The 18,689-nt window shown below is 41.4% G+C and carries 17 protein-coding genes; 10 read left to right on the top strand and 7 right to left on the bottom strand.

Annotation, left to right across the window (positions count from 1 at the left end; all coding sequences use genetic code 11):
• Window positions 1-102 precede the first annotated feature (102 nt).
• The 5 genes from WA1_RS41450 (at window position 103) to WA1_RS41430 (ending at window position 4,475) form a co-directional block, all read left to right on the top strand.
• Complete coding sequence (locus tag WA1_RS41450) at window positions 103-1,095, top strand: beta-ketoacyl-ACP synthase 3 (RefSeq protein ID WP_017742931.1); 993 nt, start codon at window positions 103-105, stop codon at window positions 1,093-1,095.
• A 209-nt stretch (window positions 1,096-1,304) separates the two neighbouring features.
• Window positions 1,305-2,189: an ACP S-malonyltransferase gene (gene fabD, locus WA1_RS41445; RefSeq protein WP_017742930.1), complete on the top strand. Its 885-nt coding sequence runs from the start codon at window positions 1,305-1,307 to the stop codon at window positions 2,187-2,189.
• A 123-nt stretch (window positions 2,190-2,312) separates the two neighbouring features.
• Window positions 2,313-2,951: a lysophospholipid acyltransferase family protein gene (locus WA1_RS41440; RefSeq protein WP_017742929.1), complete on the top strand. Its 639-nt coding sequence runs from the start codon at window positions 2,313-2,315 to the stop codon at window positions 2,949-2,951.
• Window positions 2,952-3,130: 179 nt separating this feature from the next.
• On the top strand, window positions 3,131-4,168 hold the full coding sequence (locus WA1_RS41435) for an AI-2E family transporter (protein WP_017742928.1): 1,038 nt from the start codon (window positions 3,131-3,133) through the stop codon (window positions 4,166-4,168).
• A 4-nt stretch (window positions 4,169-4,172) separates the two neighbouring features.
• The gene (locus tag WA1_RS41430) at window positions 4,173-4,475 is read left to right on the top strand and encodes a DUF2288 domain-containing protein (RefSeq protein ID WP_017742927.1); all 303 of its coding nucleotides are present in this window, start codon (window positions 4,173-4,175) and stop codon (window positions 4,473-4,475) included.
• Between the two features lie 177 nt (window positions 4,476-4,652).
• On the opposite strand, the gene WA1_RS41425 is transcribed toward WA1_RS41430, so the two are convergent.
• The gene (locus WA1_RS41425) at window positions 4,653-4,844 is read right to left on the bottom strand and encodes a hypothetical protein (protein ID WP_026134593.1); all 192 of its coding nucleotides are present in this window, start codon (window positions 4,842-4,844) and stop codon (window positions 4,653-4,655) included.
• 62 nt (window positions 4,845-4,906) lie between these two features.
• Here WA1_RS41425 and WA1_RS41420 point away from each other — a divergent pair, with 62 nt between their 5' ends.
• Entirely contained in the window at window positions 4,907-6,298 is a 1,392-nt protein-coding gene (locus WA1_RS41420; RefSeq protein WP_017742925.1) for an RNA-guided endonuclease InsQ/TnpB family protein, read from the top strand.
• 29 nt (window positions 6,299-6,327) lie between these two features.
• Here WA1_RS41420 and WA1_RS41415 read toward each other — a convergent pair whose 3' ends face one another.
• Window positions 6,328-6,852, bottom strand: coding sequence for a YdcF family protein (locus tag WA1_RS41415; protein WP_017742924.1), 525 nt, complete (start codon window positions 6,850-6,852; stop codon window positions 6,328-6,330).
• Window positions 6,853-7,484: 632 nt separating this feature from the next.
• Complete coding sequence (locus WA1_RS41410; protein WP_017742923.1) at window positions 7,485-8,636, bottom strand: tocopherol cyclase family protein; 1,152 nt, start codon at window positions 8,634-8,636, stop codon at window positions 7,485-7,487.
• Between the two features lie 30 nt (window positions 8,637-8,666).
• Here WA1_RS41410 and WA1_RS41405 point away from each other — a divergent pair, with 30 nt between their 5' ends.
• From WA1_RS41405 to WA1_RS41395, 3 genes are all read left to right on the top strand, one after another.
• Complete coding sequence (locus WA1_RS41405; RefSeq protein WP_017742922.1) at window positions 8,667-10,115, top strand: WD40 domain-containing protein; 1,449 nt, start codon at window positions 8,667-8,669, stop codon at window positions 10,113-10,115.
• Window positions 10,116-10,187: 72 nt separating this feature from the next.
• Window positions 10,188-10,811: a J domain-containing protein gene (locus tag WA1_RS41400; RefSeq protein ID WP_026134592.1), complete on the top strand. Its 624-nt coding sequence runs from the start codon at window positions 10,188-10,190 to the stop codon at window positions 10,809-10,811.
• A gap of 152 nt (window positions 10,812-10,963) precedes the next feature.
• A complete protein-coding gene (locus WA1_RS41395) occupies window positions 10,964-12,976 on the top strand; it encodes a WD40 repeat domain-containing protein (protein WP_026134591.1) in 2,013 nt (670 codons plus the stop codon).
• A gap of 31 nt (window positions 12,977-13,007) precedes the next feature.
• Here WA1_RS41395 and WA1_RS41390 read toward each other — a convergent pair whose 3' ends face one another.
• The 3 genes from WA1_RS41390 to WA1_RS41380 form a co-directional block, all read right to left on the bottom strand.
• Window positions 13,008-13,637, bottom strand: coding sequence for a hypothetical protein (locus tag WA1_RS41390; RefSeq protein ID WP_017742919.1), 630 nt, complete (start codon window positions 13,635-13,637; stop codon window positions 13,008-13,010).
• Between the two features lie 951 nt (window positions 13,638-14,588).
• The gene (locus WA1_RS41385; protein ID WP_017742918.1) at window positions 14,589-15,428 is read right to left on the bottom strand and encodes a metallophosphoesterase; all 840 of its coding nucleotides are present in this window, start codon (window positions 15,426-15,428) and stop codon (window positions 14,589-14,591) included.
• A gap of 139 nt (window positions 15,429-15,567) precedes the next feature.
• Window positions 15,568-16,146, bottom strand: coding sequence for a Uma2 family endonuclease (locus WA1_RS41380; protein WP_026134590.1), 579 nt, complete (start codon window positions 16,144-16,146; stop codon window positions 15,568-15,570).
• Between the two features lie 76 nt (window positions 16,147-16,222).
• On the opposite strand from WA1_RS41380, the gene WA1_RS41375 reads away from it, so the two are divergent.
• The gene (locus WA1_RS41375) at window positions 16,223-16,576 is read left to right on the top strand and encodes a phage holin family protein (protein ID WP_017742916.1); all 354 of its coding nucleotides are present in this window, start codon (window positions 16,223-16,225) and stop codon (window positions 16,574-16,576) included.
• On the opposite strand, the gene cobJ is transcribed toward WA1_RS41375, so the two are convergent.
• A complete protein-coding gene (gene cobJ, locus WA1_RS41370; RefSeq protein WP_081403041.1) occupies window positions 16,548-18,563 on the bottom strand; it encodes a precorrin-3B C(17)-methyltransferase in 2,016 nt (671 codons plus the stop codon). The genes WA1_RS41375 and cobJ overlap by 29 nt on opposite strands.
• Window positions 18,564-18,689: the final 126 nt, after the last annotated feature.

Genomic DNA, 18,689 nt, shown 5'->3' with positions numbered 1-18,689 from the left:
TCTTTGTCATTTGTAATGACTCTGGACAATTGACAAAGGACAAATGATTAATGACTGGTCACTGGTCACTGGTCACTGGTCACTGTTTAAGGAGATGCCGGAGTGCAAAATTTAGGAATAGCAATCACAGGAAGTGGTTCGGCAGTGCCGACTGCTTTCCTGGATAACCAGGCACTAACCGCACTGGTTGAAACATCAGATGAGTGGATAAGCACAAGAACGGGAATTCGTCAACGTCGATTGGCAAATCCTGGTGAATCTTTAACTGATTTAGCGGTTGCTGCTAGTCGTCAGGCGATCGCAATGGCTCAAATCAATCCGCAAGACTTGGATTTGATTTTGCTGGCGACTTCTACCCCCGATGACTTGTTTGGCACCGCTTGTAGAATTCAAGCAGCACTGGGAGCTACCAGTGCAGTCGCTTTTGATTTGACAGCAGCTTGTTCCGGCTTCGTATTTGGACTTGTCACGGCTGCCCAATATATTAGAACCGGAGTTTATCAAAACGTACTGTTAATAGGGGCAGATATCCTATCTCGTTGGGTAGATTGGCAAGACCGTGGCACGTGTGTATTGTTCGGGGATGGCGCAGGAGCAGTTGTCATGCAAGCCAATGAAACAGACGGCTTGCTGGGATTTGAACTCAGAAGCGATGGGACTCAGAATAATTGCCTGAATCTTGCATACAAAGCTAGCAATTTAGACCTAACTCAGGGTATCAGTGTTGGAAAAGGAAGCTTTATGCCGATCTCAATGAACGGCAAAGAAGTCTATCGCTTTGCCGTACAAAAAGTACCCGAAGTGATTGATAAAGCTTTATTCCGTGCCTCCCTTTGTGTTGACGAGATAGACTGGCTTTTGTTACATCAGGCAAACCAGCGTATTCTAGATGCTGTTGCCGATCGCATGAACATTCCAAAAGACAAAGTTCTTAGCAATCTTGCTAACTACGGTAATACTTCTGCTGCCTCTATCCCTCTAGCTTTAGACGAAGCAGTACGACAAGGTAAAATCAAACCCAGTGACATTATAGCCGCCTCCGGTTTTGGAGCAGGTCTCACTTGGGGTGCCGCGATCTTTCGATGGTCTCGGTAAATATTAGTGAGTAGTGAGTAGTTAGTGCTTAGTAAGCTGTTATGCTTTTAATTTACATAGTAGGGCGGGCGGAGACTCCCATCCTACTCATAGTTAGGTTTAATGAGGTTGTGCAAGTTAAAGCATTTTTAGCTTAGTTAACCACTAACCACTAACGATGACAGGCGAGACGCCTGTCCTACGCCACTAACTACTGACTGAATGATTAAATGACAAAAACCGCATGGATATTTCCCGGACAAGGTTCGCAATCCTTGGGTATGGGAATAGACTTACTAAATCTACCATCTGCAAAAGAAAAGTTTGCCCAAGCTGAAAGTATTTTGGGTTGGTCTGTCGTTGAAATTTGCCAAACAAATGAGGAGAAGCTATCTCGCACCCTCTACACTCAACCTTGCCTGTACGTGGTAGAAAGCATACTTGCTGATATTTTGCAAGAAAAGTATAGCCCGGATTTAGTTGCCGGTCACAGTTTGGGAGAATACATTGCCCTCTATGTAGCGGGTGTCTTCGAGTGGTCGGATGGGTTGCGCCTGGTGAAACATCGCGCAGAACTTATGGATAGTGCTGCGGGTGGTATGATGGCAGCATTGATGAATTTTGACCGAGAAAAACTGGAAAAAGCGATCGATGAAAATTTGGATGTAGTGTTAGCAAATGACAACGGCCCCACACAGGTTGTTATTTCTGGGACTCCAGAAGCTGTTCAAGCAGTCATGTCCCAAGTTAAGGCAAAACGTGCGATCGCCCTCAATGTTTCAGGCGCGTTTCATTCACCTCTGATGGCAGAAGTTGCGGCTGAGTTCCAACATATGCTTGATTCCGTAGAGTTTCAACCAGCAAAAATGCCAGTCTTATCAAATGTAGACCCAGTTCCATCGACTGATCCAGATGTTTTAAAACAACGTTTAAAGCAACAAATGACGGGCGGAGTGAGGTGGAGAGAAATTGCCTTGGCATTGCCTGGAAATGGAATTGAGCGAGTTGTGGAAATTGGACCAGGTAATGTTCTGACTGGTTTGATTAAACGAACTTGCTCTGGTTTAGTTTTAGAAAATATTCGTTCTACGGCTGAAATAGGGAGTAAGGAATAGGGAGTAGGGAATAGGGAAAATTAGGACAAAAAATAAGACAAACTAATTTCTCGATCTTGATTCACAGCCTCTGACCCAATTACCCCCACTCTCCACTCCCCACTCCCTACTCCCCACTTCTTTATGTCTCGAAACCGCGAACCATTTGCCAGTCTGTTACTTTACTCCGCTTTGAAGTGGACAGTAGTCAGCCCCATACTACAAGTCTATTTCCGAGGGCGAATTTACGGTGCTGAAAACATTCCTCAAACTGGACCACTTGTGGTAGTAAGCAATCATGCTAGTAACTACGATCCGCCACTCGTTTCTTATTGTGTACGCCGTCCTGTAGCTTACATGGCAAAGGAAGAACTTTTTAAAATCCCCATTTTAAAACAAGTTATTGAGTTGTACGGGGCTTATCCAGTCAGTCGGGGTAGCGCCGATCGCAGTGCAATTCGTGCTGCCTTAAAATATTTGGATGAGGGGTGGGCTGTAGGTGTTTTTTTACAAGGCACTCGTACCCCTGATGGACGTATTACAGATCCAAAACGAGGTGCTGCACTTATTGCTGGTAAGGCAAAAGTCCCTCTTTTACCTGTATGTTTGTGGGGGACTCAGGAAATTGAGCAAAAAGGAGCTGTAACTCCTCGTTCGGTTCCAGTGACTGTAAGAATTGGTGAGTTGATTGATGCTCCTAGTTCAACAGATAAAGAGGAATTGGAAGCCATTACGAAACAATGTGCAGCCACAATTAATGCCCTTCACGATCTAGGGCGTTGAGGTGTGAGAAAACACTAAGCTTCACCAAACCCGGTATTTCTTAGATACCGGGTTTCTCGATCTAAGCATGATTTGCAATTGTATCGAACAATCAGAAATATGCTTAAAGGAAGTGGCAATTGTTGCTTTGGTTATGTCAATCTAATAGGAGATTTAATAAAGTTTTCCCAACTTAATATATGAGCGGTTTTGATGCCAACGATTTTTGGCACCGCCTGAATAATCTGGCGCTAGTTCGTTTTTTGCTTTTAGTGGCATCTGGCTGGGCAATTGTACTACTTCTGGCTTACTTTGAATCAGTCATCGTGATTTTCTCATTTGCTGCAATTCTAGCTTTTTTACTAAGCTATCCCGTACAATGGCTGAGGCATTTTTTACCTCATAGCATAGCAGTTGTTGTCATTTTCTTACTGAGCATTGTCATTCTTGGTGCTTTGACGATTACAGTTGGTTTAACAGTTTTATCTCAAGGACAACAATTAATTGATAGCGTCAGTGCGTTTTTAAACTCTTTGATACCGTTAGTAGATCGACTAGAAGAGTTTCTTCGCAATCGGAATTTACAAATTGATTTAAGTGTCATAGAAGAGCAACTGCGAAATCAAGCTATATCTATGCTTGTTACAAGCTTGAATATTTTTCAAAGCTTTATTACTAACTTTGTGACTTTTATCTTAATTGCCGTTGTTGCTTTTTTTATGCTGCTTGATGGAGAAAAACTTTGGCAATTCATTATCAAAGGAGTACCACAGCGAAGGCGAGATAGATTTACACGCATTATAAAACGTAACTTTTTAGGTTTTTTTCGAGGTCAGTTAATCTTGACATTATTTCTCACATCTTCAACTTTTCTTGTATTTCTAGTACTTAATGTACCTTTTGCATTAATATTATCAGTAATAGTTGGATTGCTTGATATTATACCTGGTATAGGAGCTACGTTAGGAGTTAGTGTTATTACACTCATTATACTATCTCAGAGTGTTTGGCTAGCCCTGAAAGTATTAGCGGCTTGTATTGTTCTTCAACAGATACAAGATAACTTAATTTCACCTAGAATTATGCAAGGAGCACTCAATCTCAACCCTGTTATGATATTTTTTGCTTTGCTTGTAGGTGCTAAAGTCGCGGGGCTGTTAGGGATTTTTATTTCTATTCCCATCGCTGGTGTTATAGTTTCTTTATTTGAAATTGATGAAATGAAGTCAGAGGTTTAGTTACATGACCAATCAAGATTTAAGAGCAGAACTAACAGAAAATTTGGATGAAGCCGAGTGGTCATGGCTAATTCCTCACGTGCAACGCGATGCAGTTATTGTGGTTGTAGAAGGACTGGACTTGCTAGATGTGGGAGTCGCAATAGCTAGCAATCGTGTTTCAGAAGTGCAAGCTTGGATTGATGAAGCGTTGATTGCCAAACCCTCTGTGACTCAAGTAGGAGAATGGAACGCGCAGCAAGAAAAGCGGTTTAATACTCTAATCGTCCAACCATTTGTACTGGTGCAAGAGAAGATAACAGTATAGGTTCTGAACCGCACCCTGTAGCTGATACACGCAGATAGCAGCAATTAAGATCCGCGTTCGTCTGCTACAGGCTGCGGTTGCAAAAAAGGATATTAGCTTAATCGGTCAGAAGCCCCACGTCTCACCATGTACTCATGGGAGCGTGGGATGAATGACCGGACAAAAACGAGACGCACCCTAACCGTTTTTTCCCGTAGGGGAAACAGTCCGGGGTGCAGTTGAGTTTTTGTCAATTTCTTTTGGCTGGGGCAAAGAGTCTATAAGTTCTTCAACTACTTGAGTCATTGTTTTATCTGCTTGTGCTGCATATAATTGCAACTTATTTAATCTTCGAGATGATATCCTGATTTTTAATGATTTATCTTTCATAATGTACCCCCAATGTTCACTCTTTAATGCTATCATAGGTGTAACAAAGAAGGGGATTAAAAATGTTGCTTAATTATCAGTATCGAGCTTACCCAGATACCAATCAAAAACTAGAATGGAATACCTGGTTGAGAATTTGTCAATACTGGTACAACAAGCAACTAGGAGATAGATTTGATTGGTGGGAGAATAACCGTACTTTTCTTGATGTTTGTTCAATAATCAGTTGTCCGTTACCTCAATTACGAGACAATCCAGATTTTTACTCTCAAAAAAAACAACTTCCGGATATTAAAGAAGACTTGTTTAAAGTGGGTTATTCTGGAGAATTACTAGATTTTTCTCGTGTCCCCTCTCAAACGCTGCAAGATGTTTCTAAACGAGTAGATAAGGCTTTTTCCCGTTTTATTCAAGGAGACAGCAATGGTAAACGTAGTGGAAAGCCACGTTTTAAAAACGCTGCACGCTACCGCACCATGAGGATTGAAGGTCAAGCCATTACGATTGAACGAATTGAGTCATACTGGTTATTTTTGTCATTCTCCAAGCTTGATAATTGGATAAAAGTTCGTTTACATAGACCTTTACCTAATGGCTTTGTACTCAAAAATGCGCTGCTAACTAAGAAGACTGATGAATGGTATATTACGATTTGTCTAGAAGACCCGAATGTACCTGTTTTTACGCCAGAAGATGTCATCCCAAACTGGGACAATACACTGGGTTTGGATGCAGTGTTGCACGAAGATGATTATTTGGCAACTTCAGAGAATACCAAACTACCAGCGTTAAAGTCTTTCAGAAAGTCTGAAAAACGTCTAGCCAAAGTTTCTAAACGTAAATCCACTAAGAAAAAAGGTAGCAAAGCACGTCGTAAACTTGCCAAGAGGGAAGCTCGCGTTCATCAACGTATTGCCAGGGCGAGGAAAGACCATGCATTTAAGACGGCTCATGCTCTAGTTCGGACAAATAAAAAAGTTTTTGTACATGAAGATTTAAATTTAAAAGCTTTATCAAAACGGAACAAAGCCAAACTCGATGAGAACGGCAAGTATCTTCCAAATGGTCAGTCAGCCAAGTCGGGTTTAAACAAATCTTGGAACGACGCTGCCTTTGGACAATTTTTCACAATCCTAGAATACATAGCTTCAAAAGCTGGGACTAGGACAATAGCAGTGAAACCTGCATACACGTCTCAATTACTCGCGTATCGTGACGAATTCATCTTCACTGATTGTGATATACGCGAGTACTGGGATGAAAAAGAATTGCTTTGGGTTGACCGCGACATTAATGCCGCTCTCAATTTAAAGCGTGTTGGGCTGGGACTGTTCCCAACAATAAAACGCCGTAGAGAGAATCCCGTAGTAGCAGACTCTACTACCAATAGTACCTCGAAGGAAGTTCTAGTAGTTCTTAGGAATGCTAGAAGCCTACACTTCCGCAAGCGGTAAGTGTAGGTAGTTCACACTACTGCTTGTATTTATTTTTGTAATTCTTCACTTCCTGCATAACCAGTGGCTATCCAAACAATTGACCTGACGCCATCGCGGATAGATTTTTCAATTGGTTCGGGAGAAGTGGCAGAAGGAACCGATACTGGTTTAATATTAATTCCTCGACTACCCAAAATAATTTTGCCAATAACACGGGCGCGACGCATGTGGTAATCTGAAGTTACAAGATAGACGCTCTTAATGCCTTTTTTTTCTAAATCATCAACAAGTGTTGTAAAATTTTCTACTGTATTTTGCGCTCTGTAATCTAAATATAAACGCTTTGGATCGATTCCAGCTTTTCTAAATACTCGTCTCGTGATCGTTGGTGGACTACCTCCAGTAATCCAAATAGGTAGATGTGGGTTTTGACGAGCAAGATCTGCTGTAAATTTCTCTCGCTCTAACTTTGATGTTGAACCGCCCAAAACTAAAATTGCTTGGGGGCGCACAAATTGGTTTTGCATTTCTTTGTAACCCCACCACAGCATGACTGGTAAGGTTAAAAGCATAAACCGAGAAGAAATAGCTTTCAATGATGGCTTACTCAAGGTTCTATCAAAGAGTGACTATTTGAAACAAGAGTTTTGTTAGTTGTTAATTGTTAGTTGTTAGTTGTTAGGGGCGCAATGTTGCGCCCGTACAGCGATTAGTAGAGGCGTGAGGCTCCCATCCCATACATAAAGTAAAGGGTACAAGACTGAGGTGATGGTACTTTACCCACTAACTACTATCTACTAACTTTATTTAAAACGGGACTGGCCAGGTTCGAACCGGCGGCCTAGCGCTTCAGATTTGTGTGAGTTTCCCCACTCTCTGGACTATACCTTCACCATAGGCTTTGTACCTTTAGGCGGTGGCTTACTAGTCTCTACACCTTCCCTCGATTTTGGATTTTGGATTTTGAATTTTGGATTATACGACTAATCTAAAATCTAAAATCTAAAATCTAAAATTTCTGGGCTTGGCTCGGTATTCCCTTATAGTTTTCCCATGAGGGCTTTTCTACTCTTTAGGGTTCACCGAATTTAACCACATTCACTCATAGAGTTTCCTCTATGGTGCCCGATACTTCAGGAGGCGCTCGCTCTATCCAACTGAGCTACAGCCCCAGAAAAATAACACCACTTCCATGATACCACTTTTAGGGGGACTGCCAGGAGTTTTCCCAAGCTTTACCTCCTATCTCTAATCCACAAAGAAAGCTACTTGCCCTCAGGATAATTTTCCCTTTTTCAGTACTATTGTCTCGCAGTTCTAAATTTAACTGACCTTGCATTGTGTCACGACAACAGAAAATTAAACCTTCAGATGTTGGCGCACGTAAAGGAATTCCAGGTAGATTGGTAGTTCCTATGACTTCTACTTCATAACGGGAATTTTTGGCTTGAATTTGCCATTTTCCCCAAGGGCTGATATTCCAACTAACTTGGGAGTTCCAAGGTACAAATTCGTAAAATTTCCCCTGATAGTGCAAGCCTACCATCGCTACAGATTCCATCCACCACAAAACACCACGCCTTCCTCCACCTGCGGTTAGGGCAAGATCTGATTCGCCTTCAAAGCTATTGCAGTTCACCCAAAACCATTTTTGCGGAAAAGCACCTCCCCAATTTTTCTCGCTGTAGGCTGGCGCATTGGTGAATTCATAACGTTTGCCATTCCAATCAATCCAGCCAGAAGCTAAGCCATGTGCCATTAAAATTTGCCATCCCGGCTCAAAAATCTGTAGAAATGACAGCCAACCTGCAGTGGATTGCTGAATGCTACCCCGATCGCCCCAGCCGTAGATGGGTTGAATTTCGTATTGCCAACGACAATATTGACCGGTTGCAGGGTCTTTGATGACTCCTTGGTTTAGGGTTGCTGTTGCTTGGTAACCTTCTAAAATCTCGCGTTCAAACTCCTGAGGATGTAGATAATGGGGATTTTGGATTTTGGATTTTGGATTTTGGATTTTGGATTGAGGATTGGGTTTTTCCTTACTCCCTCTCCCTATTTTTCCCCAATGTCCCAAGCCCAGTACATCTCGGCTTGCCCAAAATTTGCTGGTATCGGGAAAGGTACGCCACAGATACTCATCGTTTGGGCCAAGAATTTGTGCTGCGCCACCACTGTGAGGTTGACTGCCTTTTGGGTCTTCTATTGAGTACATAAAAGCAAATGTTTGACCCTCTTGGGGCAAAGTGACGCGGTAGTACCAACCTTCAAAGAAGCGGCGACTCGTACTATCCCAATGGTAACCGCTATGAGGTGTTTGAATGGAATGATAAGGATTTTTGAGAATAGTTAGCATGGATTTACAATTGATATTATTTTTCCTAGTATGAGCGATCGCCTGGACTTAAAGCTTGCCTATGATATTCTTGGACTGACTCCTGATGCATCGCCGGAGGATGTCAAGCAAGCGTACCGCCAACTGGCAAAAACTTGGCATCCTGATAGTTTTTCTGAAGCTAAGCAAAAGCAAGAGGCTGAGGAAAAAATTAAAAGAATTAACCAAGCTTATGAGTTACTAAAGTTTATCAAACCAAGTTTGACCAAGTCATCTTCTTCTAAAAATTCAACTTCAACAAATAAAACAAAAATTTCCTCCAATCGTTCCGAGGCTGAAACTTTCTACAAATGGGGTATGGAACAAGTCCAACAGAAGAATTATATTGAAGCGATAGAGAACTTTACACAAGCAATACGCCTCAATCCTAACTATCTTGAAGCTTACAAATATCGAGGGCTTGTCTGTTCAAAAATGGGGTGGGAAAATAGAGCAGCTTCTGATTTTAGAAATGCAGCCAGACTGGAACGAGAAGCAAGAAAACACGAAACTGCACCACCAGCTTCAAAACCTCCTAAGAATACATCACAACCATCCAGTGAAACATCCACATTCACCTCTCCCTGGAAATGCGTCTACACGCTCAATCATGCCAATTGGGTTTTGGCGATCGCAATTAGCCCAGATGGTCAAACTTTTGCTAGTGGAAGTAGTGATAACACAATTAAAATTTGGCATCTTAACACGGGAAAAGTGCTACATACTCTCACAGGTCATCTTAAATGGATAAGGTGTCTTGCATTTAGTCCTGATAGCAAAACTTTAGTGAGTGGTAGTGATGACTGTAGTGTCATGATTTGGGAAGTGGCGACAGGTAAACTACTCAATACAATTAAAATTCATTCAACTCCCGTTTTTGCCATTGCTTTGAGTCGTGATGGTCAATTGTTGTTTAGCGGTGGTCGGGATACCACTATCAAAATTACACACATAGGTATGGAACAACTGCTGCACGTTCTTAAGGGTCATTCTTACTCTGTTAGTTCTTTAGCTATTAGCCCAAATGGAGAAATTTTAGTCAGTGGAAGTGGTGACAATAGTATTAAAGTTTGGCAGATAAAAAGTAAAAAAAATTTACAAACTTTTACCAAACATTTAGGTAGGGTAACTTGTGTTGCGATCGCCGCCAATGGACAAATTTTAGCCAGTGGAAGTTATGACAAAACTATCAAGTTGTGGGATATAAATACAGGTAAGCAAAACAATTCTCTAACAGGGCATAGTGACTCTGTTTGGTCTGTTGCTATCAGCCCCGATAGTCAGCAAATTGCCAGTGGTAGTGCGGATAGAAGCGTGAGGTTGTGGCAAACTGACACGGGAGAGCAGCTTTACACCATAGGTCATCATTCTGATTCGGTTAATGCTGTTGCTTTTAGTCCGGATGGCAAGACTTTAATTAGTGGTAGTCGAGATACAACAATTAAGATTTGGCAAAGTTAACTATTTCTGGAAAAATCTTCAAGTTTTTTGGGAATAATTAACTTAGATTGACAGTGCATCCCCTGACTCCGTATGAGCGATCGCATGAGCATAGAAGAAGCTTATTTTGTTTTAGAACTAAAACCCGGTGCGTCGCAAGCGGAGATCAAGTATGCTTACCGCAAGCTGGTGAAAATTTGGCATCCTGATAGTTTTCCACAAGCCAAACAAAAGCAGGAAGCAGAGGAAAAAATAAAAATTATTAATGAAGCCTATAACAAACTTAAATCTTATCAGCCTACTTATACAGAACAACCCCATCCAAGTGAATTTTATCAAACTCCAATAACAAGAGTTTATGTACATCGCTTCAATGCTGAAGCATTTTACAACGATGGAGTCGAGAACGTAAAATTAGGAAGATACGAAGACGCTTTAACCGACTTTACCCATGCAATTCGGCTCAATCCAAATTATATAGAAGCATACAAGTACCGTGGATATGTTTGTTCCATACTTGGTTACGAACATCGAGCCGCCTCAGATTTAGATAAAGCTGCACAATTAGAAGGGCACTTAAGGATTAGAGAAAATTATTCGTCGCCCTCATCAAGACGTTCCAACCGCTCGAAACGGAAATCTCAGTCAAAATCCCTGATAGGCAGGTTTTTTCGGTGGATAAAGAGTTTACTTGGGTTTAATCGACGATACCGATAGGCGAAGCTTGTACCCTAACCGCTTCTGTAAATGAGAAATTCCAAGCACAGATTGTCTGTGTTTCTTGGAAGAAGATGAAGGTAGCTCTTAAAATCGCGTTGCAAGATCCAGCTGTTTTCTCTCCAAGTACCAACCACAGCAAACCACCCATTATGACCAAACTTCATTGGCTAGAAGTTAGCGAATACGCCTCAATTTCTCTCTCTGCATTAGGTTTAGTCGCAACAACACTCACTCAACAAATGATTTATGTAGCAACTCCCCTTACAATCACAGCCTGCTTGAACGTCGCCAATCGGGAACGGTTAAAGTACTTGAAAGAGCAGAATCAGCAAGAAATGATGGCAAAACAAGATCTACTCCTCGATCCACTCCGTCAGCGTCTTGCTAACTTTGATACTTTTACCCAGAAACTGAGTACAAAAACAGAAGAACAGCTTGAAGAACTGCGAAACAACCAACAGCAAAGTTTAGATACTTTTACGCAGCGTCTTGCACAATTTGAGACAGCTTTTCAAGATTTGAGAACAACATTTCAGCAACAAATAGAAGAATTACAAAGGTATCAGCAAACACAAAATATTGATGCTTTTCGACAGCATCTGACCCAGCTTGATGCTTTTGTACGGCAATTAAGTGAAAATACTCAAAATCAAATGAATCCACTCAACCAGCGTTTGTCCCAAGTGGATGTTTTGACACAACAGTTAAACCAAACTACCCAACAACAACTTCAAGAACTGCGGCGTTGGGAGCAACGTCTCATTCAAATCGAAACCTCAATACAACAACTGAGTGCGAACACTCAAAAACAGCTTGAACCCGTCACTCAAGGTTTAGCTCAACTTGATGTTTTTACACAGCACCTCAATCAAAGCACCCAACAACAGATGCAAGGTTTGCAGCCTTGGGAAGAGCGCTTCTCTCAACTTGATGCTTTTACACAACAACTCAGCAAGAGCACTCAAAAGCAGATAGAAGAATGTTTAAATGCTTTAGCTCAACTCCAAACGGAAGTACAAGCGTTAACCTGGATAGTCACAAAGACAAAACCTCAGTTTCAAAATGAGACAGAAAGCGGACAATCCAAAAATTTTGAGACTCAATCACCTCAAGCAAAAGTCAAATTACTCGCCCCAATATCAACAAAGCCACAAAACACTCAACTCTCACCAGTTCCCCTAAAGCAACCCTTGAATCCACAGATTAATCAGCAAACAATAGCATCTGCACCATTGGTCACTGCATCTACAATTATGCAGGAAATACTCTTTCAAAGCGTCCTTCAGGGGCATTCAGATAGAGTTATGTCTGTTGTTTTTAGTTCTAATGGACAAGTCTTAGCAAGTGGAAGTCATGACAAAACTATAAAAATTTGGGATCTCGCTAAAAAGGAAGCCCGTACTCTTCAAGGGAGAGAAGAACCTTCTCGAGTTAATGCAGTTGCATTTAGTCCAGATGGCAAGATTTTAGTGAGTGGAAGCGATGATAAAACTGTTAAGTTGTGGAATGTTGTCACAGGAGAAGAACTTTTTACTTTTACTGGGCATAAAGACAAAGTTTCTACTGTTGCTTTTAGCCCAGATGGAAAAACTATAGCTAGTGGCTCTAAAGATAGAACTATTAAACTTTGGTCTACAGATACTTATAAAGAAATACATACGATCCAAGGACATTCTGATGAAGTTCTATGCGTTGCTTTTAGCTTTGATGGCAAGCTTTTAGCAAGTGGAGGTGCTGGTAATGATAAAACTATCAAAGTTTGGTATTTGTCTGAGGATAAATTTTTAACTCTTAAAGGAAATGCTAATTCTTTTGGGGGCATGAATTCTGTTGCTTTCAGTCCTAATGGAAAGCAAATTGCAAGTGGCAGCAGCGACAAGACTATCAGAATTTGGCAATTGCCCAACGGTCAAGAACTACAGACGCTCACAGGGCATACAGATGATGTTTGTTCCGTTACCTTTAGTCCAGATGGCAAAACTTTGGCAAGTGGTAGTAGAGATAAAACAGTGAAGCTTTGGCAATTGGATACAGGTCAGGAACTCCGCACTTTCACAGTTAATGAAGATGCCGTTTATTGTGTTGCCTTTAGCCCAGATGGTAAAACTTTGGCTGCTAGTGGCAGTGGAGATAAGACAATTAAGTTATTGCCGTGTAATTAAGTCGTTACAACTACAAGTAACTAGTCATTTGTCATTTGTCACCAGTTCTCCATTTGCTGCTACTTTGCCTAATTGCACTTGTTAAAATTCCCAAAATCTTCTTGACATCTTTGATGTAATATTCGCTTAAATCTATTGAAATAATTTGGTCTTCTAACTTCAAAAACTGCCAAATAGTGCCGATAGTCACAACACCATAAATTGTTTTTAAAGAATTTCCCTGTAGCTTATTAAATAATTGTGCTGCCACCATTTCTGCAATACATTGTGCCAAACCTGATTTTAAGTTTTCATTCTTAGTTTCTACAAGCGTAATTACAGGTGCGCGGACAAAAAGTTGTTCTTTAGACAGGCTCAATATAAAATCACAGAAACCGTTCAGCCCAATTTGACTATCAACAGTAAAATCAACACCAGAAAATAAACTTATTTCATAATTAAATTTACGTCTGACTTCCAGTAAAATCGGACTAATTATCATCTCAGATCTGGCTTTTTCTGTGTTATTGGAAACTGCTAAATCTACATTTTCGCGGAGAATTGTTACTAGTAGATCGCTACACTCTTCTTCTGGCGCATTTGCAAACAGTCCGGAAGCCTCATTAACTGTCAACTTAAAAGTTTGGATAACTTCACTTAATCGAAAATCACTGTAAGCCATATAACTATAACCATCCTATTTTATTTTGGAAATCTAGGTAGGGTGAGCATTTCCCACCCTATACCATTGGAATTTTTATCAATGGCAAATGACGCTCCTGACTAGTTAACTTCAATTGTGCCGACTTACTTAGGGGTTAACTTTGATTATCGAGACCGATGCTCTAGTAAGTTATAGAAAATTTAAGAGAATATTAAGTAAAGTCAAAGCTCATGAAATTCGGTAAAAATTTTGACCGTTATCAAAAGGGCGTGTTAATTTAAACATAGGCACCAAACAAGAATAAGTTTAGTCAAAAGTACATACTAGATCTAGTGCCTCCCGCATCTAGTAAGTTCGCGATCGCCAGTCAGGTTTTGTGTTCCGTAAATGTGTTTTCGCCTAAAGGTAAGCAATCCTCGGCTAAAGACCGAGGGCTTCAGCAAAAGTTGAAGCCCTAGCTTACCAGACTCAGTACTTCGCGTACTACGTTCAGAGTAAGTGTTAAAGTTCCTACCTATGGATGCGTAGCTAGTCTGTAGCTCTAGAACCAAAAGATTAAACAGGTGTATGGGTTAAACCAGTGTCTTTTGGATGTGCCGATTCTGAACATTGTCGAAGCTAACATTACTCCCGCAAGGGAAGGCTCGTTTGAGCAAAACCATTATTCCTCCCCAGTCTAAAGACACAAGGATTCCAGGCTCCCGGAGGATTTTAGAGCCATTTATTGAGTTAGTTTGGAGGTTTTTGAACGTACAGCAAAAATGTTTGCCTAGCTGTGAATAAAAGAACACAAATTTCTGAACAGGTTTAGTTGCGAATTTTGTCCACCTTAGCTGAGTTACTTTACTGTTTTTTTATCAATCGATCGAATTAACCATAAACCGCCAGAAGCTGCTTGCAGTAACCTATAGTAGCTTTTGGCGGTTAGTTCATTGAAATTGTCTCTACCCTGACCCCGATTCCTGTTCTCTAAACCTTTTCATTCACTAAAGTAATGATAGTCACTTCAGGTGGGCAGAACAAACGTCCTGGGGGGTAAGTTCCCAAACCACGATTGACGTAAAGTTGATTTGTCCCTACTTTGTGGAAACCCTGCGCCCATTCCCAATGTTTGACGACTTTCGTGCAGTCTCCTCGCAAATAAGGCACCCAGCGCCGGATTTTTTTAGAAACTTTGCGAACAAACTTTTTGTAATAAACCACGACAGGTCCCACTATTGGAAGCACAATTTGACCGCCGTGAGTATGACCGGATAATTGCAAATCGACTCGCCATTTTTGCAAAATCTCGGCTGTGTCGGGATTATGGGATAATACAATACAAGGTTTGGTAGCTTCTAACCGATCCATAACCAATTTGGGGTTAAATTCTTGCGACCAATAATCAGCTAACCCCACGAATGGTAGTTCTTGACCAAATGGATAACCAATTTCATTCCAAAGCACTGTAACACCAATGCTGTTAAGTGCATCCGTGACTACGGCTTTTGAACGTTTGTAATATATGTCATGATTGCCCAGAACAGCATAGATTCCGGCACGGCTTTGCAAATGTTTAAGTCGTAGCACCAGTTGCTGAATGGGTAATGGATCGTCAGTTACATAATCACCTGTAAGTACAACTAAGTCGGGTTCAGCTTGATTGCTGATTGCGATCGCCTCCTGTAACATTTTCTCTGACAATCGCAAGCCATCATAGTGCAAGTCAGATAGATGTACCAGCTTCGTACCTTCTAACGATTCTGGTAAGTCTACTATCTTAACCGTCAACTTCTCTACTCTCAAACGACCAGATAACAACCAGTGCATTGCGCTGACATTGCTCCTCGTACCAGCGCTTACAGCTTAACAAATCATTATCTAGATAAATAAGCCATTGTCGATGCCTTAGCTAAAAATTTATGAAAAGATTTATGTTTTTTGTGAAAACTTTTGCAGAAACAGAGTTTTAATGTCCAGCTTTTAACAGATGCTCTACAGTCATTTCCCATGCTGAAAACATTTGAGACTGAATCATTTCCGAGCCTTTAAAAGTGGCTCCTTCATAAAAACCATCAACTAGTGTCAGCACCATCACCTGAGCTTTTTCTGGATCAACAATCCAATATTCCAAAATTCCTCTGGCTGCGTACTCAGAACGCTTGTAGCGGTAATCTCGATCTTGATTCGTTTTACCAGGAGATACAACCTCGACAACTAGTGCAGGAGGTGGCATATCTAAGGTGATGGTTCCACGCCGTTTACCCTGTAATGCTTCTGCCAATTCTTCAGTTAAAACCATCAAATCAGGAAGCCGTGTCGTAGTACGGACACCACTCACTACAATCTCAATATCTTTGTGACTTAGCCTGCGTATGGGAACAAACTTGAGGAACTCTACTAGCAGATAAAGAGCGATCGCGGAATTATAAGGGCTTTCCGGTGGCATTGCAACTAATTCTCCTGCTACAAGCTCGTATTGCGCGTCCGTGCCATCGTCATAATTGAGATATTCCTCAAGAGTTAGTCGCTTAGTGGTGACATTCATAGCGATCGCAAAGCAAACAGCTTGCAAAGATCCTAGCTTGATAGGAATATTGTGAACAGAAAGATGGAAAAAATTTATGATACATTTTTTATTAACTTGGCTGGGAACTGCCATAGCATTGCTGGTAACTTCCAACATTGTTCCTGGCTTTGAGATTAAAAATTTTGTTGCAGCCCTGATAGCAGCTATCGTTATCGGGCTAGTTAATGCGATCGTTCGACCTATTTTAGGTATACTCACATTTCCCATTACCCTACTCACCTTCGGGTTGTTTACATTTGTTCTGAATGCTTTTACCCTTTGGCTGGCGAGTGTCTTCACACCTGGTTATGGTTTTGCTATTGATGGTTTTATACCTGCTTTACTAGGTTCAATTGTACTATCAGTGGTTTCTAGTATAATTAGTTATTTTCTTCGCCCAAATGGCTAGCAAAACCAAGATATCCCCTTGGTGTCACCATCCAATTAGCATGAAAACGTGTATTGGAATTGCCAATCAATACCGTAGTCAACATATCAATAGAAACTTCAAGTAATTTACCCAAAGTTGTGAGACTAATTTGCTCGTCTTGACGGTATGCAGATCGCACCACAGCAACTGGTGTATTGGAATTGCGATATTTGAGGAAAATATCTCTGGCTGTCACAAGCTGTTGAATACGCGTTTGAGAGCGAGGATTGTATAAAGCAGTAACAAAATCAGCAACGGCTGCTGCTTCTAAACGCTTTTCAATCATCTCCCATGGTGTAAGTAAATCGCTCAAGCTTATAGCACAAAAATCATGCATCAAAGGTGTTCCCACTCTAGATGCAGCAGCTTGCATGGCGGTAATGCCTGGAAAGATTTGAATTCCAGGCGTTTTGCCATCCCAGTCTTGGGTTTGCAACTCTTCTAGTACTAAACCTGCCATCCCGTATATTCCACAGTCTCCAGAAGATATAACGGCTACTTGTAATCCCCAATTCGCCAACTCAATTGCCCGTTGGGCGCGTTGACGTTCTTTTGTAATTGGTAAAGCTTCGACAATTTGTCCGGGTCTAAGAATAGGGTTAATTAAGTCTACATATAAACTGTAACCAATAATTGCATCTGCACTACTGACGGCAGCTTGTGCGGCTGGTGTCATTTGATTAATTTGTCCCGGACCCGTGCCAATAAGTAACAGTTGCCCAGTACGACCAGTGTATTCTTTTTCTGCTTGGGCAACAGCTATTGTCACAGCACCTTGGGGAGGAGGGGAGGAGGGGGGGGGGGGGGGAGTGGGAGAGTGGGAATGTGAGGGTTTAAAGATTTGTTTGGCAATGAGTAGAGTTTTACATTGGGCGGCACATAAAGCAGCAGCTTCTGCAACACTGGGGGTTCCGACTTCTTTTTCGACAACTTTAGACGGATTGGGAACGGAAATTTTGCTGAGGATATCTGAGGTAAAGGTTTTTAAAGGCAAATTGCGTTTTTGGCAAAGTTCTACCAAACCAACTTCATCAGATTTAATGTCTATGGTGGCAATTCCTGCGATCGCATTTTCTGCTAGTTGATGTTCTTGAAAAACTTGTTGAATTGCCTTTTCTATCAGTTGTGCTGAAGTTCCTCTCTCACAGCCAATTCCAATCCATAAAACTCGTGGATGCCAGTGGATTTGAGGAACGGAGGAGTGAGGGAGTGAGGGAGTGAGGGAGTGAGAGAGTGAGGGAGGGGGGAGTTTGGAGGTAATCCAAATTTTAGCTGTGGCAGAAGAGTCTTCTTGAAAAGTGAAAGCCGATTGTTGAGTGCCGAAAGCTGTTTGCCAAAGAGTCGAACCTGTTTCTTGAATGACTTGCACTCGTTCAAAGCGTGCAATAGATGCACTGACACCCGTCCAATCGCCCTCGCCTCGATTCCAACCAAAGGGTACACCTAAAATATCTACTGCTAGTAACCCCAAACTGGTAGAAGCACCAGACAAAACTGGTGTTGCACTCAGTTGTAAGGCAATTAACTGTGCTAGCTTATCGCCACCGCCTTGATGCCCGCCACACAAACTAATCACAAAACGTCCTGCTTCATCTATGACTACCACTGCGGGGTCGGTGGATTTGTGTTGCAACAAAGGCGCAATTAAACGTACCACTGCACCAGTTGCCAAACAAAAGACAAAAGCACGGTGTGTTTGCCACAGATTTGCTATGTGTTGTTTCAGGGAACCTGTGTAAACTTGAGTACCTTGGATATCCGCTAAAGATTCTGGAACCCAAAGATTGACAGAATCATTTTGAGATAGGGTTTGTAGTTTTTTGACACCTGTAGGGGCGGTGGAGATCGCAGCAATTGGGGAAAATTCAGCTAACAGCAAGGTATTTGACCTTCTTGTCCAAACAATTGAGTGTTTCTTATTAAACAACAAGTTGGTATCAATTGAGGCGTTACAGATCAAATTCATGATACCATCTAATTCAATGCTTAAAAGAATCTTTTTAGAGCCTATCTTGTAAAAAGCATCTAAAAAGCAGATTCAAAGATTGTTGTAGAGATACCATGGGAGAAAATAGAACAAACTTTTATAAGC

This window comes from Scytonema hofmannii PCC 7110 (assembly GCF_000346485.2).
In the GTDB taxonomy this organism is placed as follows: domain Bacteria; phylum Cyanobacteriota; class Cyanobacteriia; order Cyanobacteriales; family Nostocaceae; genus Scytonema; species Scytonema hofmannii.
Note: the sequence above shows the minus strand (reverse complement) of the source record. Positions and strands in the feature narration are given on the sequence as shown.

Excerpts from the sequence above, each read along its gene's own strand:
- WA1_RS41415 (WP_017742924.1), bottom strand. The coding sequence starts at position 6,852 with ATGCTTTTAACCTTACCAGTCATGCTGTGGTGGGGTTACAAAGAAATG.
- WA1_RS41390 (WP_017742919.1), bottom strand. The coding sequence starts at position 13,637 with ATGGCTTACAGTGATTTTCGATTAAGTGAAGTTATCCAAACTTTTAAG.
- WA1_RS41435 (WP_017742928.1), top strand. The coding sequence starts at position 3,131 with ATGAGCGGTTTTGATGCCAACGATTTTTGGCACCGCCTGAATAATCTG.
- cobJ (WP_081403041.1), bottom strand. The coding sequence starts at position 18,563 with ATGAATTTGATCTGTAACGCCTCAATTGATACCAACTTGTTGTTTAAT.
- WA1_RS41380 (WP_026134590.1), bottom strand. The coding sequence starts at position 16,146 with ATGAATGTCACCACTAAGCGACTAACTCTTGAGGAATATCTCAATTAT.
- WA1_RS41420 (WP_017742925.1), top strand. The coding sequence starts at position 4,907 with ATGTTGCTTAATTATCAGTATCGAGCTTACCCAGATACCAATCAAAAA.
- WA1_RS41440 (WP_017742929.1), top strand. The coding sequence starts at position 2,313 with ATGTCTCGAAACCGCGAACCATTTGCCAGTCTGTTACTTTACTCCGCT.
- WA1_RS41410 (WP_017742923.1), bottom strand. The coding sequence starts at position 8,636 with ATGCTAACTATTCTCAAAAATCCTTATCATTCCATTCAAACACCTCAT.
- WA1_RS41405 (WP_017742922.1), top strand. The coding sequence starts at position 8,667 with ATGAGCGATCGCCTGGACTTAAAGCTTGCCTATGATATTCTTGGACTG.
- WA1_RS41395 (WP_026134591.1), top strand. The coding sequence starts at position 10,964 with ATGACCAAACTTCATTGGCTAGAAGTTAGCGAATACGCCTCAATTTCT.
- WA1_RS41430 (WP_017742927.1), top strand. The coding sequence starts at position 4,173 with ATGACCAATCAAGATTTAAGAGCAGAACTAACAGAAAATTTGGATGAA.
- fabD (WP_017742930.1), top strand. The coding sequence starts at position 1,305 with ATGACAAAAACCGCATGGATATTTCCCGGACAAGGTTCGCAATCCTTG.
- WA1_RS41375 (WP_017742916.1), top strand. The coding sequence starts at position 16,223 with ATGATACATTTTTTATTAACTTGGCTGGGAACTGCCATAGCATTGCTG.
- WA1_RS41400 (WP_026134592.1), top strand. The coding sequence starts at position 10,188 with ATGAGCGATCGCATGAGCATAGAAGAAGCTTATTTTGTTTTAGAACTA.
- WA1_RS41425 (WP_026134593.1), bottom strand. The coding sequence starts at position 4,844 with ATGAAAGATAAATCATTAAAAATCAGGATATCATCTCGAAGATTAAAT.
- WA1_RS41385 (WP_017742918.1), bottom strand. The coding sequence starts at position 15,428 with ATGCACTGGTTGTTATCTGGTCGTTTGAGAGTAGAGAAGTTGACGGTT.